At 62.0% G+C, this 24,089-nt stretch carries 26 protein-coding genes; 17 read left to right on the top strand and 9 right to left on the bottom strand.

Features of this window, described 5'->3' with window-relative positions; genetic code table 11:
* Positions 1 to 38 precede the first annotated feature (38 nt).
* The 15 genes from fliF to FLQ03_RS17055 all read left to right on the top strand — a co-directional run bounded on the left by fliF (position 39) and on the right by FLQ03_RS17055 (position 12,921).
* A complete protein-coding gene (gene fliF, locus FLQ03_RS17125) occupies positions 39 to 1,790 on the top strand; it encodes a flagellar basal-body MS-ring/collar protein FliF (RefSeq protein WP_144372064.1) in 1,752 nt (583 codons plus the stop codon).
* The gene (fliG, locus tag FLQ03_RS17120; protein WP_144372063.1) at positions 1,783 to 2,781 is read left to right on the top strand and encodes a flagellar motor switch protein FliG; all 999 of its coding nucleotides are present in this window, start codon (positions 1,783 to 1,785) and stop codon (positions 2,779 to 2,781) included. Before fliF ends, fliG begins: the two co-directional genes overlap by 8 nt.
* Positions 2,771 to 3,556, top strand: a complete 786-nt coding sequence (locus tag FLQ03_RS17115) for a FliH/SctL family protein (RefSeq protein ID WP_144372062.1) — start codon at positions 2,771 to 2,773, stop codon at positions 3,554 to 3,556. Before fliG ends, FLQ03_RS17115 begins: the two co-directional genes overlap by 11 nt.
* Positions 3,549 to 4,943 (top strand): flagellar protein export ATPase FliI, encoded by a 1,395-nt coding sequence (gene fliI, locus FLQ03_RS17110; RefSeq protein ID WP_144372061.1) that lies wholly within the window; start codon positions 3,549 to 3,551, stop codon positions 4,941 to 4,943. The genes FLQ03_RS17115 and fliI overlap by 8 nt, the downstream gene beginning before the upstream one ends.
* Before the next feature lie 8 nt (positions 4,944 to 4,951).
* Positions 4,952 to 5,377: a flagellar export protein FliJ gene (gene fliJ / locus FLQ03_RS17105; RefSeq protein ID WP_144372060.1), complete on the top strand. Its 426-nt coding sequence runs from the start codon at positions 4,952 to 4,954 to the stop codon at positions 5,375 to 5,377.
* Between the two features lie 74 nt (positions 5,378 to 5,451).
* A complete protein-coding gene (locus FLQ03_RS17100; RefSeq protein ID WP_144372059.1) occupies positions 5,452 to 6,996 on the top strand; it encodes a flagellar hook-length control protein FliK in 1,545 nt (514 codons plus the stop codon).
* A gap of 86 nt (positions 6,997 to 7,082) precedes the next feature.
* Positions 7,083 to 7,643 (top strand): flagellar basal body-associated FliL family protein, encoded by a 561-nt coding sequence (locus FLQ03_RS17095; RefSeq protein ID WP_144372058.1) that lies wholly within the window; start codon positions 7,083 to 7,085, stop codon positions 7,641 to 7,643.
* Between the two features lie 6 nt (positions 7,644 to 7,649).
* Entirely contained in the window at positions 7,650 to 8,660 is a 1,011-nt protein-coding gene (gene fliM, locus FLQ03_RS17090; protein ID WP_144372057.1) for a flagellar motor switch protein FliM, read from the top strand.
* Positions 8,653 to 9,111 (top strand): flagellar motor switch protein FliN, encoded by a 459-nt coding sequence (fliN, locus tag FLQ03_RS17085; RefSeq protein ID WP_144372056.1) that lies wholly within the window; start codon positions 8,653 to 8,655, stop codon positions 9,109 to 9,111. Before fliM ends, fliN begins: the two co-directional genes overlap by 8 nt.
* Complete coding sequence (gene fliO / locus FLQ03_RS17080) at positions 9,108 to 9,545, top strand: flagellar biosynthetic protein FliO (protein WP_240802306.1); 438 nt, start codon at positions 9,108 to 9,110, stop codon at positions 9,543 to 9,545. The genes fliN and fliO overlap by 4 nt, the downstream gene beginning before the upstream one ends.
* Positions 9,542 to 10,285, top strand: a complete 744-nt coding sequence (gene fliP / locus FLQ03_RS17075; RefSeq protein WP_144372055.1) for a flagellar type III secretion system pore protein FliP — start codon at positions 9,542 to 9,544, stop codon at positions 10,283 to 10,285. Before fliO ends, fliP begins: the two co-directional genes overlap by 4 nt.
* 13 nt (positions 10,286 to 10,298) lie before the next feature.
* Positions 10,299 to 10,568 (top strand): flagellar biosynthesis protein FliQ, encoded by a 270-nt coding sequence (gene fliQ, locus FLQ03_RS17070; RefSeq protein WP_144372054.1) that lies wholly within the window; start codon positions 10,299 to 10,301, stop codon positions 10,566 to 10,568.
* 3 nt (positions 10,569 to 10,571) lie between these two features.
* Positions 10,572 to 11,348 carry a flagellar biosynthetic protein FliR gene (fliR, locus tag FLQ03_RS17065; RefSeq protein WP_144372053.1) on the top strand — a complete coding sequence of 259 codons (777 nt, stop codon included), beginning with the start codon at positions 10,572 to 10,574 and terminating at the stop codon, positions 11,346 to 11,348.
* Positions 11,349 to 11,425: 77 nt separating this feature from the next.
* Positions 11,426 to 12,151 (top strand): YebC/PmpR family DNA-binding transcriptional regulator, encoded by a 726-nt coding sequence (locus FLQ03_RS17060; RefSeq protein WP_144372052.1) that lies wholly within the window; start codon positions 11,426 to 11,428, stop codon positions 12,149 to 12,151.
* Positions 12,151 to 12,921: a substrate-binding periplasmic protein gene (locus tag FLQ03_RS17055; RefSeq protein ID WP_144372051.1), complete on the top strand. Its 771-nt coding sequence runs from the start codon at positions 12,151 to 12,153 to the stop codon at positions 12,919 to 12,921. Before FLQ03_RS17060 ends, FLQ03_RS17055 begins: the two co-directional genes overlap by 1 nt.
* A gap of 131 nt (positions 12,922 to 13,052) precedes the next feature.
* Here the strand turns inward: FLQ03_RS17055 and FLQ03_RS17050 are convergent, their stop codons facing one another.
* The 9 genes from FLQ03_RS17050 to FLQ03_RS17015 form a co-directional block, all read right to left on the bottom strand.
* Positions 13,053 to 13,967 carry a glutaminase gene (locus FLQ03_RS17050; RefSeq protein WP_144372050.1) on the bottom strand — a complete coding sequence of 305 codons (915 nt, stop codon included), beginning with the start codon at positions 13,965 to 13,967 and terminating at the stop codon, positions 13,053 to 13,055.
* A gap of 114 nt (positions 13,968 to 14,081) precedes the next feature.
* Complete coding sequence (locus FLQ03_RS17045) at positions 14,082 to 14,735, bottom strand: HD domain-containing protein (RefSeq protein ID WP_144372049.1); 654 nt, start codon at positions 14,733 to 14,735, stop codon at positions 14,082 to 14,084.
* 111 nt (positions 14,736 to 14,846) lie between these two features.
* A complete protein-coding gene (locus FLQ03_RS17040; protein ID WP_206211025.1) occupies positions 14,847 to 15,842 on the bottom strand; it encodes an IS4 family transposase in 996 nt (331 codons plus the stop codon).
* Entirely contained in the window at positions 15,787 to 16,146 is a 360-nt protein-coding gene (locus tag FLQ03_RS19645; RefSeq protein ID WP_206211024.1) for a transposase domain-containing protein, read from the bottom strand. The genes FLQ03_RS17040 and FLQ03_RS19645 overlap by 56 nt, the downstream gene beginning before the upstream one ends.
* 110 nt (positions 16,147 to 16,256) lie before the next feature.
* Positions 16,257 to 17,117, bottom strand: a complete 861-nt coding sequence (gene motA, locus FLQ03_RS17035) for a flagellar motor stator protein MotA (RefSeq protein ID WP_144372048.1) — start codon at positions 17,115 to 17,117, stop codon at positions 16,257 to 16,259.
* Positions 17,118 to 17,205: 88 nt separating this feature from the next.
* Positions 17,206 to 17,598 carry an alternative ribosome rescue aminoacyl-tRNA hydrolase ArfB gene (gene arfB, locus FLQ03_RS17030; RefSeq protein WP_144372047.1) on the bottom strand — a complete coding sequence of 131 codons (393 nt, stop codon included), beginning with the start codon at positions 17,596 to 17,598 and terminating at the stop codon, positions 17,206 to 17,208.
* Between the two features lie 58 nt (positions 17,599 to 17,656).
* On the bottom strand, positions 17,657 to 18,829 hold the full coding sequence (locus tag FLQ03_RS17025; RefSeq protein ID WP_144372046.1) for a GGDEF domain-containing protein: 1,173 nt from the start codon (positions 18,827 to 18,829) through the stop codon (positions 17,657 to 17,659).
* On the bottom strand, positions 18,826 to 20,205 hold the full coding sequence (locus FLQ03_RS17020; RefSeq protein ID WP_144372045.1) for an FAD-binding oxidoreductase: 1,380 nt from the start codon (positions 20,203 to 20,205) through the stop codon (positions 18,826 to 18,828). Before FLQ03_RS17020 ends, FLQ03_RS17025 begins: the two co-directional genes overlap by 4 nt.
* Before the next feature lie 142 nt (positions 20,206 to 20,347).
* A complete protein-coding gene (locus FLQ03_RS17015; protein ID WP_144372044.1) occupies positions 20,348 to 22,126 on the bottom strand; it encodes an ABC transporter ATP-binding protein/permease in 1,779 nt (592 codons plus the stop codon).
* A 142-nt stretch (positions 22,127 to 22,268) separates the two neighbouring features.
* Here FLQ03_RS17015 and cysS point away from each other — a divergent pair, with 142 nt between their 5' ends.
* Both cysS and rpmE read left to right on the top strand, forming a co-directional pair.
* Complete coding sequence (cysS, locus tag FLQ03_RS17010) at positions 22,269 to 23,642, top strand: cysteine--tRNA ligase (RefSeq protein WP_144372043.1); 1,374 nt, start codon at positions 22,269 to 22,271, stop codon at positions 23,640 to 23,642.
* 127 nt (positions 23,643 to 23,769) lie between these two features.
* Entirely contained in the window at positions 23,770 to 23,985 is a 216-nt protein-coding gene (gene rpmE, locus FLQ03_RS17005) for a 50S ribosomal protein L31 (protein ID WP_144372042.1), read from the top strand.
* The last annotated feature ends 104 nt before the right edge of the window (positions 23,986 to 24,089 follow it).

Here is a 24,089-nt window from a genome sequence, read left to right as displayed (position 1 = left end):
GCTGGCAGCGGAAGAATCAATAACGAAACAACCACTGTATGGCTGATCTGGTAGACAACGCTACGCCTGCCTGGAGGGTGCGCCTGAACGAAGCGCTGGAGCGCTTCAAGGCCCTTCCCAATAACAAGAAAATCATCTTCTTCACCGCAGTTGCTGCGGTGTTGTCTATTGCCATTGCCCTTTTCGCATTCAACCGCGAACCTGCCTTCAAAGTACTGTTTACCGGCCTGGCTGATCGTGACGGTGGCCAGATCACGGCTGCGCTGCAGCAGATGAACGTGCCTTACCAGATTGGCGACGGTGGCGTGATCTCGGTGCCCAGTGACAAGGTATACGACGTGCGCCTGAAACTGGCCAGCCAAGGCTTGCCCAAGGCCGGTGGTGTCGGTTTCGAGCTGATGGACAAGCAGAAATTCGGCATCAGCCAGTTTGCCGAGCAGGTCAATTACCAGCGCTCTATTGAAGGTGAGCTGGCGCGTACCATCGAATCGGTGGGGGTGGTGGATTCCGCCCGCGTGCACTTGGCCATGCCCAAGCAGAGTGTGTTCGTACGCGAGCAGCAACTGCCTACTGCATCGGTAATGCTGACGATGCGCGGTGGCCGGATTCTGGATGCCGGACAGATTGCCGGTATCCTGCACCTGGTTTCCAGTTCGGTACCCAACCTGCCGGTGCGTAATGTCTCCATCGTCGATCAGGATGGCAACTTGCTGTCCAGCTTGCCAGACCTCAACAATGCGTCTGGTCTCGACCGGCGCCAGCTGGATTACGTGCGTCAGATTGAGGCCGATTACGCCAAGCGTGTCGAGGCCATCCTCGAGCCCATTTTCGGCAAGGGGAACGCCCGAGCCCAGGTGACGGCCAACGTCGATTTTGCTGAGGTGGAGCAGACGTCGGAAACCTACCGCCCTAACTCCACACCTAACCCGTCTGCCACCCGCAGTCAGCAGATTGTCGAATCGTTGGGGCGGGATGCCAGCCTGCCGTCTGGCGTGCCTGGCGCACTCACCAACCAGCCGCCATCGGCGGCATCGGCCCCGCTGACCTTGCCGCCGGGTGCTGCGCCGGGTACGGCAACTTTGTCCGGTTTGCCGATGGGTACCGCCTCGGGCACGATCAACCGTGAGATCACCACCAATTACGAGGTGGACAAGACCATCCAGCATACCAAGATGCCCAAGGGCAATATCAAGCGCCTGACGGCTGCGGTGGTGGTCAATTACAAGATGATTCCGGATGCCAACGGCGAGGTGAAACCGACGCCGCTGACGGAAAAAGAGTCCACGCAAATCCAGAATCTGGTACAGGAAGCCATCGGCTACAATAAAGAGCGAGGCGACTCGGTCAATGTGGTCAATGCCAGCTTTGCCGACACGGTGCCGGTATCCAGTGCCAAAGACCGCATTCTGGATTACATGAGCCTGCATGCAGGCGAGCTGATCAAATACGGTTTGCTGACGCTGGCCGTACTGTACCTGCTGTTTGGTGTGGTGCGCCCGATCATGCGCGATGTCACCAAGCCGCCCGTACCCGAGGTGCCGGAGGGCGAGCAGGAAGGTGCCACACTCGCCACTGGCGGCCGCTTGCTGGCGGTAGCGGGTGAAGAGGGTGAAGAAGGCGCTGCGGGCAGTGGTGAGGCTGGCGCCGGTGGGGCGGGTGACAGCGGCGATCCGAAAGAACAGGCGCGTCGTCAGTACGAAGCCCATCTGCAGGCCGCTCGCGATCTGGTGAAAGCCGACCCGCGCATGGCAGCCCAGATCATCAAGGAATGGATAACGTCAGATGAGTGATGCCGGTATTCGTCGCAGCTCGGTGCTGCTGTTCAGCCTGGGGCAGGCCGAGGCGATCGAGGTGTTCAAGTACCTCGGGCCAAAAGAGGTGCAGAAGCTCAGCCTGGCCATGGCCGGCCTGAGCAACCTCAGCCACGAGGAAGTGGAAAAAGTCGTCGGCCAGTTCCGCGAAGAGTGCGCGGCGCGTGCCAACTTTGGCGCTACCGACGAATACCTGCGCAACGTGCTGGTGGAAGCGCTGGGCCCGGACAAGGCGGCCAACCTGCTGGACAAGATCCTGCAGGGCAACGACCACAGCGGTATCGAGAGCCTGAAGTGGATGGACCCGTCGTCGGCGGCAGACCTGATCCGCAACGAGCACCCGCAGATTATCGCCACCATCATGGTGCACCTCGATCCCGACCTGTCCAGTGCCATCCTGTCCTACTTCCCCGAGCGCATGCGTAACGAGGTGCTGATCCGTACCGCCACGCTGGAAGGCGTACAGCCGCAGGCGCTGCGCGAACTGAACGACGTGCTGACCCAGCTGCTGTCCGGTTCCGACCGCGTCAAGAAGAGCGCTGCCGGTGGCGTGGGCATGACCGCCGAAATCCTCAACTTTCTGGGTTCCAATGTCGAAGCCTCGGCGCTGTCCTATATCCGCGAATACGACCCGGAGCTGGCGCAGCGCATCCAGGACAAGATGTTCGTGTTCGACAACATCCTCGAGATCGACGACCGCTCCATTCAGACCATCCTGCGCGAAGTGCAGTCCGACTCGCTGGTGGTGGCACTGAAGGGCACCAGCCAGGAACTCAAGGACAAGATTTTCCGCAATATGTCGTCGCGTGCTGCCGAAATGCTGCGCGACGACCTGGAATCCAAAGGCCCGGTCAAGCTGTCCGAAGTGGAAGCCGAGCAGAAGGAAATCCTCAAGATCGTGCGCAAGCTGGCCGACGAAGGCCAGATCGTGATTGCAAGCAAGGGTGGAGACGAAGGCCTTGTCGAGTAACAACATCATCCCGGCAGAAGCGCTCGGGCAGTGGCAGTCGTGGCGGTTCGGTGAAATCGGGGCGGCGCCGGCGCCTAGCCCGGAGCCGGCACCCGCCGCGGCCAACCCTAGCGAAGCCCCCGTCGAGGGGCTTTCTGCTTTGCAGCCGCCAGTAGCGGCCGAGCCGCTGGAGCCGGCCGCCGAGCTGGTGCCGGAAGAGCCGGTCCTGCCGCCGCCGGCGTATCCGACTGCGGCCGAGCTGGAAGCCATCCACCAGGATGCCTGGCAGACCGGCTTTGAGGCCGGCAAGCAGGAGGGTTTTGCCCAGGGGCAGGCAGAAGGCGCGCAGCAGGCGCTAGCCGACGCTGCGGCCAACTTCGAGCAATACTGGGCACCGTTGGCGCAGCTGCAGCAAGCCATGCAAGACCAGCTGCAACAGCTGGGGGCAGGCCTGTCGGCCGAGGTGCTGCAATTGGCGGTCGGTTTTGCCGAACAGATTGTGGCCGCACGTATCGCGCTGGACGACAAGGCGGTGCTGCCGGTGCTGCAGGCGGCGCTGGATGACATCGGCCACGGGCTGACCCAGGCGCGGGTACGCGCCAATCCGGAAGACCTGGCCGTGATCCAGGCTTTTGCCCAAGAGCGCCATCCGGCCACCAGCTGGCAATGGCTGCCGGACGAGGTCATTGCCCGTGGTGGCTGCATCATCGATACCGGTACCGTGCGGCTGGACCTGACACTGCCGCCAAGGTTGGCCGCATTGCGACAGGCGCTGGGAGTGCCCGACCATGATTGACCTGCTGCAAGCGCAGCGCGACTACCTGCAGTCGTGCCGACAGACGTTGCAGCAGACGCCGGCATGGTTGCCGGAAGGCCAGCTGACGCGTGTGACCGGCCTGGTGATGGAGGCGGTGGGTTTGCGCCTGCCGGTAGGCAGTGCCTGCGAGGTGCAGGTAACGCCCGAGCACGTGGTGGAGGCCGAAGTGGTGGGCTTTGCCGGCGACAAGCTGTTCCTGATGCCGGTTAGCAATATCCAGGGTTTGCTGCCTGGTACCCCGGTACGGCCGGCACGCTGGGTGCAGCCGCCGGCTTATGGTCAGCAGCAGGTCAAGGCCGAGGTCAACGGCCCGCTGGGGCGGCAAGTGCCGGTAGGGCTGAGCCTGCTGGGCCGGGTGCTGGATTCGCTGGGCCGGCCGCTGGACGGCAAGGGTGGCGTGTTTCCCGAGGCGTACTACCCGCTGTACAGTCAGCCATTGAACCCGCTGCAGCGTACCCCGGTGCGCCATGTGCTGGACGTGGGCGTCAAGGCCATCAACGGTCTGTTGACGGTTGGCCGCGGCCAACGTCTGGGCCTGTTTGCCGGCTCTGGTGTCGGCAAATCGGTGCTGCTGGGCATGATGGCGCGCTTTACCCGAGCCGACGTGGTGGTGGTGGGTTTGATCGGCGAGCGGGGGCGTGAGGTGAAGGACTTCATCGAGCACATCCTGGGCGAAGAAGGCCTGGCGCGTTCGGTGGTGGTGGCCGCCCCGGCGGACATGCCGCCGCTGATGCGCCTGCACGGCGCAGCCTACGCCACCGCGCTGGCCGAATACTTCCGCGCCCAGGGCCTGGACGTACTATTGCTGATGGATTCGGTGACGCGTTATGCGATGGCGCAGCGCGAGATTGCGCTGGCCATCGGCGAACCGCCGGTCAGCAAGGGTTACCCGCCGTCGGTGTTTGCCAAACTGCCACAGCTGATCGAGCGCGCCGGTAACGGCGAGGCGGGGGGTGGCTCCATTACGGCTTTCTACACCGTGCTGTCGGAAGGCGATGACCAGCAAGACCCGATCGCCGATTCGGCGCGGGCCATTCTGGACGGCCACTTCGTGCTGTCGCGCGAGTTGGCCGAATCCGGCCACTATCCTGCCATCGATATCGAGCAGTCGATCTCGCGGGTAATGGTGGACGTGGTGCCGCGCGAACACATGGACAGCGCCCGCCGCTTCAAGCAGCTGTTCTCGCGTTACCAGCGCAGCCGCGATCTGATCAGTGTCGGCGCCTACGTACCCGGTTCCGACCCGATGCTGGACGAAGCCATCCGCCTGCATACCCGGCTTACCGGTTTCCTGATGCAGGCGCAGCACGAGAACGTGGACTTCGGCATGACCACCATGCTGCTGAATGAAGTGCTGACTGGCTGATTGTCATCATGAGCAAGTTCGACCTGCTGATCCGCCTGGCTACCGACCGTCTCGATGCGGCGGCCGACCGCATGCGCAAAGCCCAGGCCGCGCAGCAACAGGCAGAAAATACCCTGCTGCAGGTGAAAGGCTTTATCCAGGACTACCAGCAGCGCATGCTGCAGCAAGGCCAGGCCGGTACCAGCGTGGCGCAGTGGGCCGACTTCCGTTTGTTCATGCAAAAGCTGGATGACGCGCTGGAGCAGCAGCAGCGTGAAGTCGACCGCGCCATGCAGCGTTTCCTGATGGAAAAGCAAGCCTGGCTACAGCAGCGCAAGCAGCTGAAGTCGTACGAGGTGCTGCAGGAGCGCGAGAAAGCCCGCCTGGCGTTGAAACAGCGTCGCCAGGAGCAAAAGGCGCTGGACGAGTTTGCCGCCCGTCGCAAACCGGAATAACCCCGGCGAGCCGGCCCCGCTGGCTGGCATGTTTTCTGCTTTAAGCCTGCCGTTCCTTCTTCGAGGTGCCGGCCATGGGCTTCTCTCTCAAACCTGCTTCCGAAACGGCCATCACCCTGCCGGGTATTGCCTCGTCGCCGGCCACAGCCGCCACCCAGGCAGGCGCCGCCGATGCCGGCCTGTTCGCTGAGCTGTTCGCCGGGCAATTGGGTGCCGGTGGTACGGCGGATGGTAGCGAGCTGACAACTGCCTTGGGCCTGGCGGATAGCAAACCCGCCAGTTTGCTGCCTGCCACCGAGGCGTTACCTGAGGGCGTTGGCAAAAAAGCCCGTCGCAGCGCTGCGGCCAACCCGCAAGCCGGCGCTGACGAGGCGTTGCTGGCTCAGATGCAGGCCGCTGCTTTGCAGAATGGCCAGCGACCGGTATTGCGTAGCGAGCCTGCCGAGGCCGCGATGCCGGGGCGCAAGGTCGGACGGCCGAGCACGGCCGAAACGGCCGTTTCCGAACTGGAGCAAGCAGCCGCCAGCAGCGCCCGTCAGGCCAGAGCGCGGCAGCGGGGGCAGGAGCTGGCTGGCGATGCTGCTTACCCGGCGACGCAGTCAGTGGCCGGCGATAGCGAAGCGGCCCGTCAGGCGGCAGTGCAGCGGCTGATGGCTCTGCCGGCGGCTGATCGTCAGGCGGTGCTGAGCCAGGCGCAGCAACTGACCGACAAGGAAGCGCTGCAACAATTGATGGCCTTGTCGCCGCGAGATCGTCAGGCCGTCATGGCCCAAGTGAAGGCGGCGGCCAACCAGCCTGTGGCGCAAACCCGGGCCGCAGCGAGCCAGGCCGCGTTCCAGGATGCGGCGTTGCCGGCGGCAGGGCTGGCCACTACCACGTTGCAGTCGGCGCCTGCGTCGGCGTTGCCCGCGACCGAGAATGTGTTGCCCCAGACGGCATTGCAGGCCGCCAAGGGCAAGCAGGACGTGTTGCCGTCGGACGTACGTTTGATGTTCCGACGCGAGGCCATGCAGGCTGAGGCAGCGGCCAAGGCGGAAAATTCTGCGCTGGCCGCCGCAAGTGAACGGCAAATGTTGCCGTCGCTGCTGCCGCCAAGCCAGTCTGCTGCCATGGCTGCCGGCAACTGGCGCATCGAGCAGCCGATGGCCAATACCCCGCAGTGGCGGGAAGAGTTCGGTCATAAAATCAGCAGCATGGTATCGCTGAGTCTGGATTCGGCGTCCATTCAGGTCAGCCCCGAGCAGCTTGGGCCGCTGGATATCTCGATCCGCTTTGATCAGCAGGACAAAGCGATGATTTCTGTGGTGGCCGCCAATGCCGAAGCCAAGGGCATTGTGGAAAGCAGCCTGCCGCAGCTGGCCAAGATGCTGGAGCAGAGTGGCATTCAGCTGGGCAACACCCAGGTGTCGACGCAGCAGCAGCAGCAACAGCAGCATCAGGCCGGCCAGCAGACACCGCAGCAGGCGCAGCAACAAGCACAGCAGCAAGCGCAGGAACAGGCCCGTCAGCAGGGTGGCCGGCAGCATCCCGCCACGATGCAGGCTGGTGACGAGCGGCGGCCCGAGCGTGATCCGGTCGTGCCGGCGTCGCGTCACCACGGTTTAAACACCCAGGCATGATGTTTTATCCCGTTAAACGCTGTTCAATTGACCCGGAAATGAGGAAAATACGCTTTAACCCTTTCCTCATGACGAGTTGAACCCACATGGCTGAAAAAGAGAAAAAAGAAGACGCGAAAGCTGCAGCTGCACCGGCGCCAGCTGGTGGCAACAAAAAGCTGATGATCATCGTGATCGTGCTTCTGGTTCTGGTTCTGGCTGCCATTGGCGGTTTGGGCGCGTATCTGTTCCTGGGGCAAAAGCATGCGGCCGACGCGACGGCCAGCGGCGCACATGGTGCGGCTGCCGAGCATGCCGAAGAACCCAAGAAAAAAGAGAAGAAGGAAGGCCCGCCCATTTTCGAGAAAGTGGAGCCTTTCGTCGTGAACCTGTCCGGCGGCCCGACGGCGCCGATGCTGCAGCTGGAAATGCAGGCCGAGCTGTACGACGAAGCTGCCAAAACCAACTTCAAGGCGTACATGCCGAAGATCCGTAGCGCCGTCATCCTGTTGCTATCGTCCAAATCCGAAGAAGAGGTGGCGTCGGCGGAAGGCAAGGTGAAGCTGCGGGCGCAGATCAAGCGCATCATGAACGAGTCGATGGACGCGGCTGAAGAAGAGCCGGTCGAGAGCGTTCTGTTTACTTCTTTTATCATCCAGCAGCAATAAGCGTTTATGGCTGACGAAATCCTGTCCCAGGAAGAGGTCGACGCGCTACTGCGCGGTGTGACCGGGGAAGAGGACGACGAGGCTGGCGGAGCGGACAGTGGCGCGGTGCGGTCGTACGATATCGGCCGCCAGGAGCGCATTGTCCGCGGCCGCATGCCGACGCTCGAAATCATCAACGAGCGTTTTGCCCGTAACTTGCGCATCGGTTTTTTCAACTTCATCCGCCGCAATGCCGAGATTTCGGTCGGCCCGGTGCGGGTGCAGAAGTACAGCGAATTCATCCGCAACCTGGTGGTACCCACCAACCTCAACCTGGTTCACATCAAACCGCTGCGCGGCACCGGTCTGCTGATTTTCGACCCGGATCTGGTGTTTCTGGTGGTGGATAACCTGTTTGGTAGTGATGGCCGTTTCCATGTGCGCGTAGAAGGCCGTGACTTTACGCCCACCGAGCAGCGCATCATCCAGAAAATGCTGGAAGTGGTGTTCACCGAGTACCAGAAGGCGTGGGAGCCGGTTTACCCGATCGAGTTCTCTTACCTGCGTTCCGAGATGAATACCCAGTTCGCCAACATCGCCACCCCCACCGAGGTGGTGGTGGCGGTGACTTTCCACATCGAGCTGGGTGCCGGTGGCGGGGATTTCCACGTTTGTCTGCCGTACTCGATGGTAGAACCCTTGCGTGACATCCTGGCCAGCACCATGCAGGCCGACCGTACCGAAGTGGATAACCGCTGGGTCAACTTGATGCAGCGTCAGGTACAGGCGGCCGAGGTGGAACTGGTGGCCACGCTGGCCACCGCCAAAATCACGCTGGGGCAGATCCTGAACCTGAAGCAGGGCGATGTGATCATGGTCGATATTCCGGAAAAGCTGGTGGCCGACGTCTCCGGCATTCCGGTGCTGGAGTGCAGCTACGGCACCGTGTCCGGCAATTACGCGCTGAAAGTGGAATCGATTCTGGCGGGGGCGCACGATCTGGCCGACTCGCCAAACGGAGAAAACGAAGATGGCTGAAGAACAAGGCTTTGATCCCGATTCCGTTGCCGGTGCCGTAGACGGCGGCAACGACGTGATGGACGACTGGGCGGCGGCGATGGCCGAGCAGGAAGTGGCGGAAAGCGCCGCCTCTTCCGCTGCAGAAGCCAAGTCGGCCAGCGGTTTGTTTCAGGACTTTTCCGGTGCTGCCGCGCCGCAGGGCGGGCCGCAAAACCTGGACATGATCCTCGACATCCCGGTGCAGCTGACGGTGGAACTGGGGCGTACCAAGATTGCCATCCGCAACCTGCTGCAACTGGCACAGGGTTCGGTCGTAGAGCTCGATGGCCTGGCCGGTGAGCCGATGGACGTGCTGGTGAACGGCTGCCTGATCGCACAAGGTGAAGTGGTGGTGGTGAACGACCGTTTCGGTATCCGCCTGACCGATATCATTACCCCGGCCGAGCGCATTCGCCGGTTGCAGAAATGATGCGCAGCCTGGTCATTCTGGCCTTGCTTGCCGGCCCGGCCTGGGCGGCGGCCCCTCCGGTAGAGGGGCCTTCGCCTTTATGGAGCTTGTTGCAGATGCTGTTCGGGCTGGCCATCGTGCTGGCCGCCATTGTCGGGGTGGCCTGGTTGTTCCGCCGCTTTACCATGGGCGGTGGCATGCTGGGGCGCTTGCAGCCGGCACGCGTGGTGAGCGGCGTGATGGTGGGTCCGCACGAGCGGTTGGTGATTGTGGAGCTGGAAGGCGAGTGGCTGGTGCTGGGTGTGACCTCGCGCAGCGTCAACTTGTTGAAAACGCTGGATAAACCGCCGCAGCAGGATGCGGCCAACGTGACGCCGGCCACGCCGCCATTTGCGCAGTGGTTGGCCGCAGCCATCGAAAAAAGCCGTAAGCGCCAGGGGGGCGAGGGCGAATGAAACGCAAGTTCTGGCTGGCGATGATGCTATCGCTGCTATTGCCAATGACGGCCTGGGCCGCTGGTCTGCCGATGATGAACAGCACGCCTTCGGCAGGTGGCGGGCAGAATTACTCGCTCAGCCTGCAGATGCTGCTGTTCATGACCGGGTTCACTTTCATCCCGGCCATGGTGTTGATGATGACGGCGTTTACCCGCATCGTCATCGTACTATCGCTGCTACGCCAGGCGCTGGGTACCATGCAGTCGCCGCCCAACCAGGTACTGATCGGCATGGCGCTGTTCCTCACCGTATTCGTGATGACGCCAACGCTGGACGAGGTGTACAACAAGGCTTGGGTGCCGCTGTCGGAAGACCGCATTACCTTCCAGCAGGCGGCAGATGAAGCCGCCAAGCCGATGAAAGCCTTCATGCTGTCGCAAACGCGCGAGAAAGACCTGCAATTCTTCATCGAGATCTCGCAATCGCCCGCCCCTGCCACCAAGGCCGACGTCTCGCTGAAAACGCTGGTGCCGGCGTTTGTGGTCAGCGAGCTGAAAACCGCATTCCAGATCGGCTTCATGGTGTTCATCCCCTTCCTCATCATCGACCTGGTGGTGGCCAGCATTCTGATGGCCATGGGTATGATGATGGTGTCGCCGGTCATCATCTCGCTACCGTTCAAGATGATGTTGTTCGTACTGGTGGATGGCTGGGCGCTGGTGCTGGGTTCGCTGGTGCAGAGCTTCGCGGCCAAGTAGATCAGGAGCTGACATGACCCCGGAAACCGTCATCAATCTGGTACAGAACGCGCTTTACGTGCTGATTCTGGTGTCGGCACCGCCGCTGGCGGTGTCGCTGCTGGTAGGCTTGCTGGTCAGCATTCTGCAGGCGGCCACCCAGATCAACGAAATGACGCTGACCTTCATCCCCAAGTTGCTGGCCATGTTCCTGGTGCTGGTCCTGGCCGGACCGTGGATGATGACCACGCTGCTGGACTACATGACCCGGCTGTTCCAGAGCATTCCCAGCGTGATCGGCTAGCGCATGTTTTCCATTAGTGACGCGCAGATCAACGCGCTGCTGGCCTACTTCCTGTGGCCGTTTGCACGCATTGTCGGCCTGATGCTGGCCGACCCGCTGCTGTCGTCCAAGAGCATTCCGCGTCGTTACAAGGCCGGTTTTGCCATGTTCCTGACTATTCTGCTGGCGCCGTTGCTGCCACCGATGCCCGAGGTGTCGGTGGTGTCGGCGCAGGGCACGCTGATTGTCATCCAGCAGCTGCTGATCGGCATCATTATCGGGGCGGTGATGCGCGTGGTCATGTCTGCGGTGGAAATGGCCGGCTTCCTGATGGGCTCGCAAATGGGCCTGGGTTTTGCCATGTTTTTCGACCCGCAACATTCAGCCCAGGTGCCGGCGGTGTCGCGGGTGCTGTCAGTGTTTGCCACCTTGCTATTCCTGACCTTCGATGGCCACCACATCCTGATTGCCACGCTGGCAGAAAGCTTTCGCCTGATGCCGATCGGTACGCCGCTGCCGTCTGCCACCCTGCAGTCGGTGGCGGTGTGGGGCGGGCAGCTATTCGGCTGGGGTTTGTGGCTGTCGCTGCCGGTAGTGGGTACGCTGCTGGTAATCAACCTGGCTATCGGCGTCATGACGCGGGCGGCCCCGCAGTTCAACGTGTTTTCTTTCGGCTTCCCGGTGACGCTGTTCATCGGCTTTGTGGCGCTGTACCTGTCCTTGCCATTGCTGGAGCCGGCTATCAGCCAGATCTATCGCGAGTCGTTCGACTTTATCGGCGGAGTGCTGAAGCTGCGCTAGCTTTTTGCTAGAATTGCGGTCTGGATTTTTGCGGCTTGCCGGTGGCAAGCTGCCAACACTATCAAACCGAGGCTTTTATGGCTGGCCACAGTAAATGGGCGAACATCAAGCACAAGAAAGAACGCGCTGACGCCAAGCGCGGCAAAATCTTTACCCGTCTGATCAAGGAAATCACCGTTGCCGCCAAGATGGGCGGCCCGGACCTGGATTCCAACCCGCGCCTGCGTCTGGCCGTGGACAAGGCCTGGGACGCCAACATGCCCAAGGACAACATCCAGCGCGCCATCGACCGTGGTGCCGGCACGCTGGAAGGCGTGGACTACATGGAATGCCGTTACGAAGGTTACGGCATTGGCGGCGCAGCGGTAATGGTGGACTGCCTGACCGACAACAAGACCCGTACCGTGGCCGATGTGCGTCACGCCTTCTCCAAGTACGGCGGCAATATGGGTACCGATGGTTGCGTGGCCTTCCAGTTTACCCATTGCGGTTACCTGGTATTTGCGCCGGGTACCGACGAAGATGCGCTGATGGAAAAAGCGCTGGAAGCCGGTGCCGACGACGTGGTCAGCAACGACGACGGCTCGCTGGAAGTGATTACCCCGCCGTACGAGTTCACCCGCATCAAGGGCGAGCTGGAAGCTGCCGGCTTCAAGTCCGAGATGGGCGAAGTGACCATGCGTCCGCAAAACGAAAGCGTGCTGGCCGGTGACGACGCCGTGCGCATGCAGAAACTGCTGGATGCACTGGAAGACCTGGACGACGTGCAAGAGGTGTACACCTCTGCGGTGATGGAAGACTGATGCTCGCAGTCCGCCTGGCCAAAGCCTGCTCGATAGCAGGCTTTTTGTTTGCGTTGTGCCACGCAGGGTTGGCCGCCGCCGAGCCCTTGCGCATGTACTGTAGCGAGCACACCGTACCCAAGCATTTTGCCGATAATGGCCGCCCTGCCGGTTACGGGGTAGACCTGGGGTTGGCCATCCTGAAGCAGGCTGGCATCGAGGCCGAAGCCTACTGCGTGCCATGGGCACGCGCCATCCAGGAGGTGGCGGCTGGTAAGGGCATCATGGCGCCGGTGTTTTCCAAAACGCCGGAGCGCGAGCAGCAGATGCTGTTTTCGCAGAAGGTGATGGAAGACCCGGTAGTACTGGTGCAGGCAGCGGCGCGGCCGTTTGCCTTCCGTCATCCTTCCGATCTGGCCGGACGTCGGGTGGGTACCACCCGCGCCTCGCGCTTCACCGATGCCTTCAATGCCGCGATGTCATCGATGCTGATCAATGAAGACGGCGGCCCGCAGCAGCGTTTGCAGATGCTGGTGGCCGGTAGGCTGGATGCAGCGGTAATCGCCGGTGGCGTGCATGCCGTGCGCTATAACGCGCGCCAGGCAGGCATCCCGATCGAACAGCTGCGTATTGTCAGCTTGCCGATCATGCTGGATCCGAACTTTTTTGCCGTATCGCGGCAATTTCCTGACGCCGGTGGCTTGGTAGCGCGCTTGAATGCCACCATCGCCAGAATGCGCCAGGATCGCAGCCTGAACCGCTTGTTGGCCGAGTTCCAGGCCCGTTACTAGTACTGGCATGAGGGCGGGTTACCCCCGCGGCGCACGGTAAACACGCCGTAGCGCCGCGATGCTTGCCCACGCCCCGATGACGGGCAGGGCAAGGTTGGCCGCAGACGGTTCTGCCGGCGGCCAGGCGGCGGTCAGAACACCGACTCGCCGCTACGGGTGGTGAAACGGTCCAGCGCTTCCAGACCGGCCAGCGAGTTGCCGCGCGCGTCCAGCCCCGGGCTCCACACCGCAATGCTCATCTTGCCCGGCAGGATGGCCAGAATGCCGCCGCCGACGCCGCTCTTGCAGGGCAAACCGACGCGGTAGGCAAACTCGCCGGCTGCGTCATAGGTGCCGCAGGTCAGCATGATGGCGTTTACCTGTTTGGCCTGGCTGCGGCTGAGGCGTTGCTGACCGCTAACCGGCGAGGCGCCGTGGTTGGCCAGAAACAGGCCGGCGCGCGCCAGCTCGCGTACCGACATGCGCAGGCTGCAGGCGCGGAAGTAGTGCGCCAGTACCTGGTCTACCGGGTTGCGGATATTGCCGCAGCTCTTCATGAAGTGCGCCAGCGCCGCATTGCGGTGGCCGTGTTCGGCTTCCGACGACGCGATCACGTAGTCGAAATCCAGTGCTTCCTCGCCACTTTCCTCGCGCAGGAAGGTGCGCAGCGCCGCGCTGCTGTCGCCTTGCTGGCTGATGGCGATATCGGTCACCACCAGCGCGCCGGCGTTGATGAACGGGTTGCGCGGAATGCCCTGTTCGTATTCCAGCTGTACCAGCGAGTTAAACGGGTTGCCGGACGGTTCTTTGCCAACGCGCTGCCACAGCGCTTCGCCGGTTTGGGCCAGCGTTTGCGCCAGCATGAAGGCTTTGGAAATGCTCTGGATGGAAAAACGCTTGTCGGCGAGGCCGGTGTGGAAGTGCTGGCCGTCCAGGGTGGAAACCGCCATCGCAAACTGGCTGGCGCTTTCCCCTGCCAGCGCCGGGATGTAGTCCGCCGGCTTGCCAGCCGGCAGGTAGGGGACGATGTCGCGGGCGATATCGTCGATCAGTTGCTGAATGTCCATTTTTTATCACAGGTGTTGTGGTGGTGAAGGTGGCGCGGGCGGTCTTTGCCGCCCTGCTGCCGGTGCCTGTGGCCAGGGTTGGCCGCAGGCTGCCGCGGGTTGGCCCGCGTGCATTCAGGGTTGGGGCGGCGTACCCCATTCGGCCAGAAAGGTGGTACGGAACTGCATCAGCCAGGCCAGGCGTTGTTCGCCCAGTGCCCTGCCGGCTGCGGTCTGCATGGTGGCGGGCAGCGTCGCCAGCTTTACGGTGATGTGGTCCAGCGCGTAGCGGCGGTCGTCCAGCGGCCGCTGCAATGCTTGCGGGTCCTCCGGGTGCGCCAGCTGGCTGTCCATTTTACCGGCGGTATAAAACAGCCGCGCCAGGCCCACGGCACCCAGTGCGTCCAGCCGGTCGGCGTCTTGCACGATTTGCGCCTCCAGCGTTTGCGGCGCGATGGCCGCCGAAAAGCTGTGCGCCTCGATGGCGTGGCCGAGCGCGGCCAGCTTGTCAGCCGGGAAGCCGGCAGTTGCCAGCTCACGGCAGGCCAAGGCTGCCGCCTGGCGCGAGGCCAGATGGCGCTCCGGGTGGTTCTTGGGCAGGTTGACCAGGTCGTGCAGGTAACAGGCCGCCATCACCACCAGGGCGTCGGCCTGCGGGTAGCTGGCCAGCAGTTCGCGGGCGGCCTGCCAGACCCGTTGCAGGTGGGCCAGGTCGTGGGCGCCGTCGTTGCCGGCGTGGTGTTGTGCCAGTTGCTGGCAGACCGGCTGCCAGTGCGTCAGGTCGTGCATGATGAAGCGGCTTCTCGATAAGGGCCGCCCATTAAAAAAGGCTGGCCGCAGGCTGTCAATGCGTGTCGGGCCAAAAAGCAAAAAGCGCCCCGAGGGGCTAATGCCAGTCAGTTAACGCTGACTGGCATTTTTCGTTGGATATTTGTGTGCCCTGTTCTTCACCACTCGCGGGCAATGTCGGTCTGGTCTGCGGGGTGGTAGGACAAACAGACTCGACTGCTCCAGCAAGCGCGCCAATTGCACAGGCAACGTACCTGCCGAGCTCAGGCTGGCAAAGCACAGCACATTCACTATCGCGTAGCTGGCAGTCTGGAAACTGATCCGGCGTGGTTCTACCTTCGCTTGCGCAGCCATCTCCCGCATCCACCGCCGCAGCAAGGTATACGCAATCAGTACCCCCCATAGCTCTTGCCGAACCAAGTCTGGCTGTTTGCTGCGCAACACCGGCTCGGCATGCTGCAGCGATTGTTTGATCTCGCGAAACCCCAGCTCGATTTCCCAGCGTTCGGCATACAGCTGCGCCAACTGCACCGCAGGGTAAGCCTGATGATCCAGCACCGAGGTCAGATAGCGCCGCTTTCGTCCGGCCATCTCCACCTCTATCAGCCGGGCCTGCCAATAACGGGGCAGCGCGGGATGCTGCTTCCGTGCCTGCGGCGAGACCGGCATGCGTATGAGGGTGTCCCCGGCAGAGAACTGCATCACACGCTCGTAACGCAACTTGTCTTTGGCCCGCATCAGCCAGTGCCGCGAAACACCCTGTTCCTGCCACTGCAGCAGGAAGGCGGCCGAGAAGTAAGCCCGATCAAACAAGGTAATCGAATGATCCTGCCCTTGCAGACCCGCTGCGAGTGTCAGCTCGCCACGGTCCATGCCCCCCATTTGGGCATCCAATAACTCATGGCTGAGGGTGTCCATCAGGCAGACCGCACGGATCTGTGCCCAAGGGAGTGCCCCATGCTGTGTGGCGCAACGGCCAAGCTGCTGCTGATTTTCCGGGGTGTCCGGCGCACACCAGACGACCCCGTCAACGGCCAGTACGCGCAAGGCGTCATGGGTGGGGGCTCGGTTCCAGGCTTGGGTGAGCATCCGGAACAGTTGCGCCATCGGCTCGTCGCGCCAGGAGCTGACGTGCCTGAACGCTGGCGCTGGGTGCGGGTAGGGTTTGTTGATCGAGACTCAGCGCCAATTGCTGCACGACCTGCCATAGCGGTAAGTGGCGAAAGAGTGCTAGGCCAATGACCAGCCAGACGGCATGCTCGGCAGGGAGTTTACGACGCCGGATAGAGGCTTTACCGGTTACGGCGAGGGCTTGTGCGATCCAGTCTGGGTCAATCAATGCGGCCAATGCTTCCAAGCGAGAGGGGGTGTGTGGCAGCGTGTCATTTAATGCGTGTTGTAGCAGGCTCATACAGCAAAAAAGGGAACATGATGAACATGTTCCCTTTTACTGGATTTGCAGTCGCAAGTCTTAACTGACTGGCATTGCCCCGAGGGGCGCTGTTGTCGGCATGAAGCGGGTTACTTCTTGCCTTTGATGCTTTCTTCCAGCTCCTGGAAAGTGGGGCGTTCGGTGGAGTACAGCACCTTGCGGCCAAACTCTACCGCAGTTTGCGGTGCGTAGCCCTGCATGCTGGCCAGCAATACGGTCTTGATGCACTGGAACTCTTTCGAGCTTTCGTCCAGTTTCTGCTCCAGCAAGGTACCCAGCGGCGCCACGATACCGTACGCCAGCAGAATACCCAGAAAGGTCCCCACCAGTGCGGAGCCGATCATGCCGCCCAGTACCGCTGGCGGCTGGCCTACCGAGCCCATGGTGTTTACCACGCCCAGTACCGCTGCCACGATACCGAAGGCCGGCAAGGCATCACCCAGCCGGGTAATGGCCGCCGCCGGGGCGTGGCCTTCGTGGTGGTGGGTCTCGATTTCGATATCCATCAGGTTTTCGATTTCCATCGCGTTCAGGTTGCCGGACACCATGATGCGCAGGTAGTCGGTGATGAAGTCCATCACATGGTGGTCGTGGGCGATGGCTTCGTACTTGGAAAACACGGCGCTGCTATGCGGGTCTTCGATGTCTTTTTCCACCGACATCAAGCCTTCCTTGCGGATTTTGACCAGGATTTCAAACAACATGCCCAGCAAATCCATGTAGCGGGCTTTGGTGTAGTGCGAGCCTTTGAACAGGGTGGGCAGCGCGCCCTTTACCGCTTTCAGCGTCTTGCCCTGGTTGGATACCACGAAAGCACCAATGGCGCCGCCCAGAATGGCCATCAACTCGGTGGGGAGGGCGTGCACGATGACCATGATGTCACCGCCGTGAATGATGTAGGCGCCAAAAATACAAACCAGCGCGATTGCGTAACCGATAGCTACGTTCATGAGACTGCGTTCCCCTTGATAGGCAAGGCGTGAGATTGTCTGAATTTAAGGATAGATGTGCCGGGAATGCCAGCCGCAGCGCAGCATGTCAATAATCCACCCTGCCACGTAAGGCCTTGATGCTACCGCGATTGGATTTGCCTGCCAACCGCCGTAGCTGGCTGCCACGCGTGGGTTTGGTTGCCTTGCGTGGCTTGTCGCGGTGGGCGGCAGCGTCAATCAGGGCCTGTAGGCGCTGCAATGCAGCATCGCGGTTTTGTTCCTGGGTGCGGTATTGCTGCGCCTTGATGACGATGACGCCATCCTTGTTGATGCGCTGATCCGCCGCGGCCAGCAAGGCTGCCTTCAGTGTGTCGGGCAGCCGCGAGGCGGCAATGTCAAAACGCAAGTGTACGGCGCTGGCGACCTTGTTGACGTTCTGGCCGCCGGCGCCCTGGGCGCGGATGGCAGTCCAGCTGACATCGTCCGGGTGAAGCTGCATCGGGCAGGTCCTGTGGCGGTAAGGTTGGCCGCAGTCTAGCGGGTGCGCAGGGTGCTGGCTAGCCGGCTGCGCCGCGGGGTTGCTGACGGCGGTCGGCAAACGGTTTGCTGGCATCCAGGCTGCGCTGGCGCTTCTTCAGGTACATCGCCTTGTCTGCTTGCTCGATCAGGGCTTCCAGGTCGGTGCCGGTGTGCATGTCGCAGCGGCCAATGCTGGCGGTGACCGTTACCAGACTGCCGGAGGGCAGGGCGATCGGCCGGCTCAGCTCGTAATCCAGGTCCGCGATCAGCTGATCGATTTGCTGGCGTTGCGGCCGGCACAGCGCCACGATGAATTCATCACCGCCAAAGCGGCAGCAGACGTCACCGTGGTTCAGCAGCGTCATCAGGCGTTCGGCGGTAATCTGCAACACCACGTCGCCGGCTTTGTGCCCGAACTGGTCATTCACCGGTTTGAAGCGGTCGAGGTCGATCTCCAGCATCGCCATCACGTTGTTGGGGCCGGCACTTTGCTGTAGCTGGGTCATGTGACGCAGGCCCGCCCGGCGGTTGAACAGGCCGGTCAGCAGGTCGCGGTCGGCCATGTGCTGCATCTCGTTGTGGCTGCGCGCCAGCTCGCGCATGGCGTGTTCCGCCTGGTGACGTGCCTTTTTCAGCTTGTACAGGTTGTCGTAGTGGCGGCGGGCATGGTGCAGCATGATGCGCGCCACCGACAGGCTGAGCAGCAGGCTGATGGTGACGTTCTCGATGACGGTGGCGACGGCAAAACTGCTCAGGTCGAACAGCTGCAGCGATGCAATGGCGATCAGCCAGTTGCATACCGACGCCAGCGCCAGCACCCGTAATTGCGAGGCGGTGGCCAACAGTACCAGGTCGATCACGGCAAAACCTTGGGTCATCGACAGATAGTCCACGCCGATGCGGTCCAGCTCGTAACCGAACCACACCACGATCAGCGGGTAGACCACGCCGATGCTGACATGAAAGCGGTTTCCCCATTGCCGTGCCTGGTGGCCGTGCATCAGCAGCAGGCCGCCCAGTGCCCAGACAATACCGAGGATGCGCGGCACGAAAATGCTTTCCCAGTGTTCGCGGTTCTGGAAGTACTCCACGCAGAACATCAGGCTGAAAATGCCACCTACCAGTAGCGCTGCCATGCGTCGTGCCGGCAGGGCGTGCTGGTCCTGCCTTTGCTGGAAGCGTGCTTTGCGGTGCGGTTTGTCGAGCTTCATGCGCGGGCGAAGATTTTACCGGGGTTCAGCAGGCCTTGCGGGTCCAGCGCCTGTTTGATGGCACGCATCAGTTGCAGGCCGTGCGTGCCAGCTTCCGCGACCAGATAGACCTGTTTGCCGATACCGATGCCGTGCTCGCCGGTACAGGTGCCTTCCATTTGCTGGGCACGCAATACCAACCGGTGGTTGATGGCCTTGGCGCGCGCCAGGCTGGTGTCGTCGCCGGGTTGAACCAGCAGCATCAGGTGGAAATTGCCGTCGCCCACGTGGCCGAACAGGGGTGCGGCCATCTGTTCGGCGGCCAGGTCGGCATAGGTAGCCTCGATGCATTCGCTCAGGCGCGAAATCGGCACACAGACGTCGGTGGCGACGCAGCGGCTGCCAGGTTGCAGCTGCAGGCCGGCAAAGTAGGCGTTATGGCGCGCCTGCCACAGCTTGTTGCGGTCTTCGTCACGGGTGGCCCAGGCAAAGTCGCCGCCGCCGTTGGCCGCAGCCAGCTCGCCTACCATGGCTGCTTGTTCGGCTACCGCTTGCGCGGTGCCGTGAAACTCCAGGAACAGCGTCGGGCGTTCCGGGTAGTCGGTGCGGCTATGGCGATTTACCGCCTGCATGGTCAGCCCGTCCAGCATTTCGGCTCGCGCCAGCGGTATGCCGCACTGGATGCTCTGGATGACGGTATCGACCGCGCCGCGCACGCTGTCGAAATTCACCACCGCGGCCGACATGGCTTCCGGCATGCCGTACAGGCGGACGGTGACTTCGGTAATGATGGCCAGCGTGCCCTCCGACCCTACCAGTAGCCGCGTCAGGTCGTAGCCGGCCGATGATTTGCGGGCACGGCTACCGGTGTGCACCACTTCGCCGCTGGCCAGTACTGCCGTCAGCGCCAGCACGTTTTCGCGCATGGTGCCGTAACGGACGGCGTTGGTCCCGCTGGCGCGGGTTGCGCTCATGCCGCCCAGCGTGGCGTCGGCGCCAGGGTCGATCGGAAAGAACAAGCCGCTGTGGCGCAGCTCGCGGTTAAGCTGCATGCGGGTAACGCCGGCTTCCACCGTGGCGGTGAGGTCGGCCTCGTGTACCGCAACAATGCGGTTCATCTGCGATAAGTCCAGGCAGATGCCGCCGTGAATGGCGAGGGTGTGGCCTTCTACCGAGCTGCCGGCGCCGTAGGGAATCATCGGCACGCCATGCTGGCTGCACAGGCGGGCGATATCGCTGACCTCGGCGGTGCTGTGCGGCCAGACCACGGCGTCCGGCAGGGCATCGGCGTGGCAGGATTCATCGTGGCCATGATGAGCGCGAACGGCATCAGCAGTGGATAGCCGCTCGCCCAGCAGGGCGCGCAGGTCGGCAAGCAAGGCGGGTAGCGCTGACATGGTAGCAATCCGGCAAAATGACGTTTAATTATCTACCATATTGTGTTTGGTTTGCACTGCCTGCTATCAAGAATGCGTTAATTTTATCTGCTGGGTGTTGAAAATGCGGACGATGCCGTAGGCCGCATCGTCCGCAGCAGGCTCAGGCAAGTTGCCAGCCACCGTCGCCCAGCAGTTGCAGCTGGGCGGTGTGGTGTGCCAGCAGCGTGCTGCGGTGCCCCACGCTGACCAGCACCGTGTCGGGCAACTGGCTGCGCACCAGGCGGTACAGCGCGTCTTCCAGCCCTTCGTCCATGGCCGACGTGGCCTCGTCCAGGAACGCTACCTTGGGGGCGGCCAACAACAAGCGGCCGAATGCCAGCCGCTGCTGCTCGCCCAGCGACAGGATGCGGCTCCAGTCGGCGACCTCATCAAGACGGCTGGCGAGGTGGCCCAGCTGTATGGCCTGCAGCACATGACTGATACGGTCGTTGTCGACAACAGCGGCTTGCGGATAGCTTAGGGCATCGCGCAAGCTGCCAAGCGGCAGGTAGGGCTTTTGCGATAAGAACAGTGCTTGCTGATGAGGGTAGGCGACTTGGCCTTCGCAGTACGGCCACAGCCCGGCAATGGCGCGCAATAGTGTGGTTTTTCCGCTACCGGACGGGCCGCGGATCAGCAGGGCGTCGCCGGTTTGCAATGTGAGATCCAACTTGCTCAGTAACGGTTTGCCTGCCGGCGTCTGCAAGCTCAAGTGTGACAGGTGCAGGCCGCTGTCACGTGCTTGTACTGGTAGTGTGGCCAGTGTATCGCTGGCTTCGGCGGCATCCAGAAAGCCGGTAAGACGGTCCAGTACCGCTTTGTACTGTGCAAAGTCGTCGTAGGCGCGGCGGAAGAACGACAGGTTGTCCTGTAGTTGGCCAAAAGCCTGGGCGGTTTGCACCATGTCGCCCAGCGAGATTTGTTTAGAGAAGAAGCGCGGTGCCTGGATGATGAACGGAAACACGGCAGCGGTCTGGCTGACAATGAAGTTGAAGCCGGTGAATTTCAGGTTCCGGAACAGGATGGCCCAGCTGTTGTCGATCAGTCGGCCAAAGCGGCTGCGCAGCTGGGTGCCCTCTACCTGGTCGCCGCGGTAAAAGGCAATGCTTTCGCTGTACTCGCGCAGCCGTACCAGCGCATAGCGGTAGTCGGCGCCCAGTTTTTCGTTGAGGAAGTTCAACCGGATCAGCGGGCGACCGATGCGGAAAGCAAACACGGTGGCCACAATCACGTACAAATAGACGGCAAAAACCATGCCGCGAGGAATCTCCAGCCCAAATACTGCCAGGACACCGGACAGACCCCACAGGATCAGCGTGAATTCGAAGGTGGAAACCAGTGCGTCGATCACCCCCATCGATAGCGACAGGCTGCTGCTGACAAAACTGGCGATGTCCTGTTGCACGCGCTGGTCCGGGTTGTCGATCGGATCGGCCAGGTGCTGGGTGCGGTAGAACGTCTGACCTTGTAGCCAGCGCGATAGCAGGCGCTCGTTCAGCCATTCACGCCAGCGGATGACAAAGGCCTGCTGGATGTATACCTCGAACAGGCTGCGGCCAACGTGTACGCTGGCCAGCACCGCAAAGATCAGCATCGACGACCAGAACAGCTTGGCGTCCAGCTTTTGCAGCGAGGCGTACATTTCGTTGTACCAATTGGAAAACAGTACGTTCACCCGTACGCCGGCCAGGGTCACCAGCAGGACCAGCAGAATGGTGAGTACCGGCCGCCAGCCATGGCTTGCCGGGCGGAAGAAGTCGCCAGCCAGGCGCCAGAACTGACGCCCCCAGCGGCTGAAGCGGACAGCCAGCCAGATGGCGGCGGCACTCGCCAGCATGGTGATCAGCATGGCTTTGAGCAGCCAGATGCCGCTGGCCAGTAATTCGTTTCCCCAGTTCATCGGTAAAGCTCCTGTCTTGGTTTTCTTTTGTTTTCAATGACTTGGCAAGGTTGGGTTGCCGCCCGCAACGCCGGCTGCAGGGGGCTTGACGGCTTTGCTACAATAGCGGTTCGTCACATAACCGGAACAGGCCAAGGTAGCCATGCTCAACCTCTATAACACACTGACCCGCCAGAAAGAAGAATTCAAACCCCTCGTACCCGGCCAGGTAAAGATGTACGTGTGTGGCATGACCGTCTATGACCTGTGCCACATCGGCCACGCCCGCATGCTGACCGCGTTCGACGTGATCTACCGCTGGTTTGTTGCCAGCGGTTACGACGTGACCTATGTGCGCAATATTACCGACATCGACGACAAGATCATCAAGCGTTCTGCCGAGCGCGGCATCAGCGCCGAAGCGCTGGTGGAAGAAACCATCGCCGACATGCACGCCGATACCGAAGCGCTGGGCCTGCTGCGGCCAACCTTCGAGCCGCGTGCCACCCAGCACATCGGCGGCATGCAGGACATCATCAGCAAGCTGATTCACCGTGGCAAGGCCTACCCGGCACCCAACGGCGACGTGTACTACGCGGTGCGCGAATTCGACGGCTACGGCAAGCTGTCCGGCAAGACGCTGGAAAGCCTGCGCGCCGGCGAACGCATCGACGTGGACCCGAACAAGCGCGATCCGTTCGACTTCGTGCTGTGGAAAGCCGCCAAGCCGGGCGAGCCGCAGTGGCAAAGCCCGTGGGGCGCCGGCCGCCCCGGCTGGCACATCGAGTGCTCGGCCATGAGCTGCCACCACCTGGGCGAACATTTCGATATCCACGGCGGCGGTGAAGACCTGCAGTTCCCGCACCACGAAAACGAAATCGCCCAGAGCGAGGGCGCCCATGGCCACCAGTACGTCAACTACTGGATGCACAACGGCTTCATCAACGTGGACGGCACCAAGATGTCCAAGAGCCTGGGCAACTTCTTCACCATCCGCGACGTGCTGGGCCATTTCGACGGCGAGGTCATCCGCTTCTTCATCGTGCGCAGCCACTACCGCAGCCCGGTGAACTTTACCGATGGCATTCTCAACGACGCCAAGCAGGGCCTTACCCGTCTGTACACCGCACTGCGCGGCCTGGATCTGCCTGCCAGCAGCGGCATCGACTGGGCCAACCCGTACGCGGCGCGCTTCAAGGCGGCGATGGACGACGACTTCGGCACCTCCGAAGCGGTGTCGGTCCTGTTCGAGCTGGCCGGCGAAGTGAACAAGAGCAAGGACCTGGCGCTGGCCCGCTTGCTGAAAGACCTGGGCGGCGTGCTGGGCCTGCTGCAGCGCGACCCGGAAGCCTTCCTGCAAGGCGACAGCGCCGAAGGCGGCCTCAGTGCCGAACAGGTAGAAGCGCTGATCCAGGCGCGCAAGGACGCGCGTGCGGCCAAGAACTGGGCCGAGTCCGACCGCATTCGCGACGAGCTGACGGCTGCCGGCATCGTGCTGGAAGACAGCGCCGGCGGTACCACCTGGCGTCGTGCCTGAGGCATCAACAGCAGGGAAGGTTGGCCGCGGCCAGCTTTTCCTTGCCAACATCCGGCATAGTCTGGATAATCACGCGTTTTGAAGAAGTACAGGCAAAACCCCTGTACCCGAGTGAAAAGGAAAAGCCATGCAAGCCGATATTCAGCCGAACTACAAAGAAGTAGCCGTTACCTGCTCCTGCGGTAACCAGTTCACCACCAAGTCCACCATGGGCAAAGAAGCGTTCCACATCGAGGTGTGCTCCCAGTGCCACCCGTTCTACACCGGCAAACAGAAGATCGTTGATACCGCTGGTCGCGTTGATCGCTTCAACCAGAAGTTTGGCAACTTCTTCAAGCGCTAATCCGCTTGCAGGACCCAAAAAAGGCAGCCACTGGCTGCCTTTTTTGTTTTTGGTGGCGTGCCGACCGGCAAGTGCGGCATCCGCTATGGCGCATGACAGATGCT

Origin of the sequence: Vogesella urethralis, assembly GCF_007644045.2 — a bacterium.
Taxonomy (GTDB): Bacteria; Pseudomonadota; Gammaproteobacteria; order Burkholderiales; family Chromobacteriaceae; genus Vogesella; species Vogesella urethralis.
This window is presented reverse-complemented; position numbering and strand designations above follow the sequence as displayed.

Excerpts from the sequence above, each read along its gene's own strand:
- fliF (WP_144372064.1), top strand. The coding sequence starts at position 39 with ATGGCTGATCTGGTAGACAACGCTACGCCTGCCTGGAGGGTGCGCCTG.
- fliG (WP_144372063.1), top strand. The coding sequence starts at position 1,783 with ATGAGTGATGCCGGTATTCGTCGCAGCTCGGTGCTGCTGTTCAGCCTG.
- fliI (WP_144372061.1), top strand. The coding sequence starts at position 3,549 with ATGATTGACCTGCTGCAAGCGCAGCGCGACTACCTGCAGTCGTGCCGA.
- fliJ (WP_144372060.1), top strand. The coding sequence starts at position 4,952 with ATGAGCAAGTTCGACCTGCTGATCCGCCTGGCTACCGACCGTCTCGAT.
- FLQ03_RS17100 (WP_144372059.1), top strand. The coding sequence starts at position 5,452 with ATGGGCTTCTCTCTCAAACCTGCTTCCGAAACGGCCATCACCCTGCCG.
- FLQ03_RS17095 (WP_144372058.1), top strand. The coding sequence starts at position 7,083 with ATGGCTGAAAAAGAGAAAAAAGAAGACGCGAAAGCTGCAGCTGCACCG.
- fliM (WP_144372057.1), top strand. The coding sequence starts at position 7,650 with ATGGCTGACGAAATCCTGTCCCAGGAAGAGGTCGACGCGCTACTGCGC.
- fliN (WP_144372056.1), top strand. The coding sequence starts at position 8,653 with ATGGCTGAAGAACAAGGCTTTGATCCCGATTCCGTTGCCGGTGCCGTA.
- fliO (WP_240802306.1), top strand. The coding sequence starts at position 9,108 with ATGATGCGCAGCCTGGTCATTCTGGCCTTGCTTGCCGGCCCGGCCTGG.
- fliP (WP_144372055.1), top strand. The coding sequence starts at position 9,542 with ATGAAACGCAAGTTCTGGCTGGCGATGATGCTATCGCTGCTATTGCCA.
- fliQ (WP_144372054.1), top strand. The coding sequence starts at position 10,299 with ATGACCCCGGAAACCGTCATCAATCTGGTACAGAACGCGCTTTACGTG.
- fliR (WP_144372053.1), top strand. The coding sequence starts at position 10,572 with ATGTTTTCCATTAGTGACGCGCAGATCAACGCGCTGCTGGCCTACTTC.
- FLQ03_RS17060 (WP_144372052.1), top strand. The coding sequence starts at position 11,426 with ATGGCTGGCCACAGTAAATGGGCGAACATCAAGCACAAGAAAGAACGC.
- FLQ03_RS17055 (WP_144372051.1), top strand. The coding sequence starts at position 12,151 with ATGCTCGCAGTCCGCCTGGCCAAAGCCTGCTCGATAGCAGGCTTTTTG.
- FLQ03_RS17050 (WP_144372050.1), bottom strand. The coding sequence starts at position 13,967 with ATGGACATTCAGCAACTGATCGACGATATCGCCCGCGACATCGTCCCC.
- FLQ03_RS17045 (WP_144372049.1), bottom strand. The coding sequence starts at position 14,735 with ATGCACGACCTGACGCACTGGCAGCCGGTCTGCCAGCAACTGGCACAA.
- FLQ03_RS17040 (WP_206211025.1), bottom strand. The coding sequence starts at position 15,842 with ATGGCGCAACTGTTCCGGATGCTCACCCAAGCCTGGAACCGAGCCCCC.
- FLQ03_RS19645 (WP_206211024.1), bottom strand. The coding sequence starts at position 16,146 with ATGAGCCTGCTACAACACGCATTAAATGACACGCTGCCACACACCCCC.
- motA (WP_144372048.1), bottom strand. The coding sequence starts at position 17,117 with ATGAACGTAGCTATCGGTTACGCAATCGCGCTGGTTTGTATTTTTGGC.
- arfB (WP_144372047.1), bottom strand. The coding sequence starts at position 17,598 with ATGCAGCTTCACCCGGACGATGTCAGCTGGACTGCCATCCGCGCCCAG.
- FLQ03_RS17025 (WP_144372046.1), bottom strand. The coding sequence starts at position 18,829 with ATGAAGCTCGACAAACCGCACCGCAAAGCACGCTTCCAGCAAAGGCAG.
- FLQ03_RS17020 (WP_144372045.1), bottom strand. The coding sequence starts at position 20,205 with ATGTCAGCGCTACCCGCCTTGCTTGCCGACCTGCGCGCCCTGCTGGGC.
- FLQ03_RS17015 (WP_144372044.1), bottom strand. The coding sequence starts at position 22,126 with ATGAACTGGGGAAACGAATTACTGGCCAGCGGCATCTGGCTGCTCAAA.
- cysS (WP_144372043.1), top strand. The coding sequence starts at position 22,269 with ATGCTCAACCTCTATAACACACTGACCCGCCAGAAAGAAGAATTCAAA.
- rpmE (WP_144372042.1), top strand. The coding sequence starts at position 23,770 with ATGCAAGCCGATATTCAGCCGAACTACAAAGAAGTAGCCGTTACCTGC.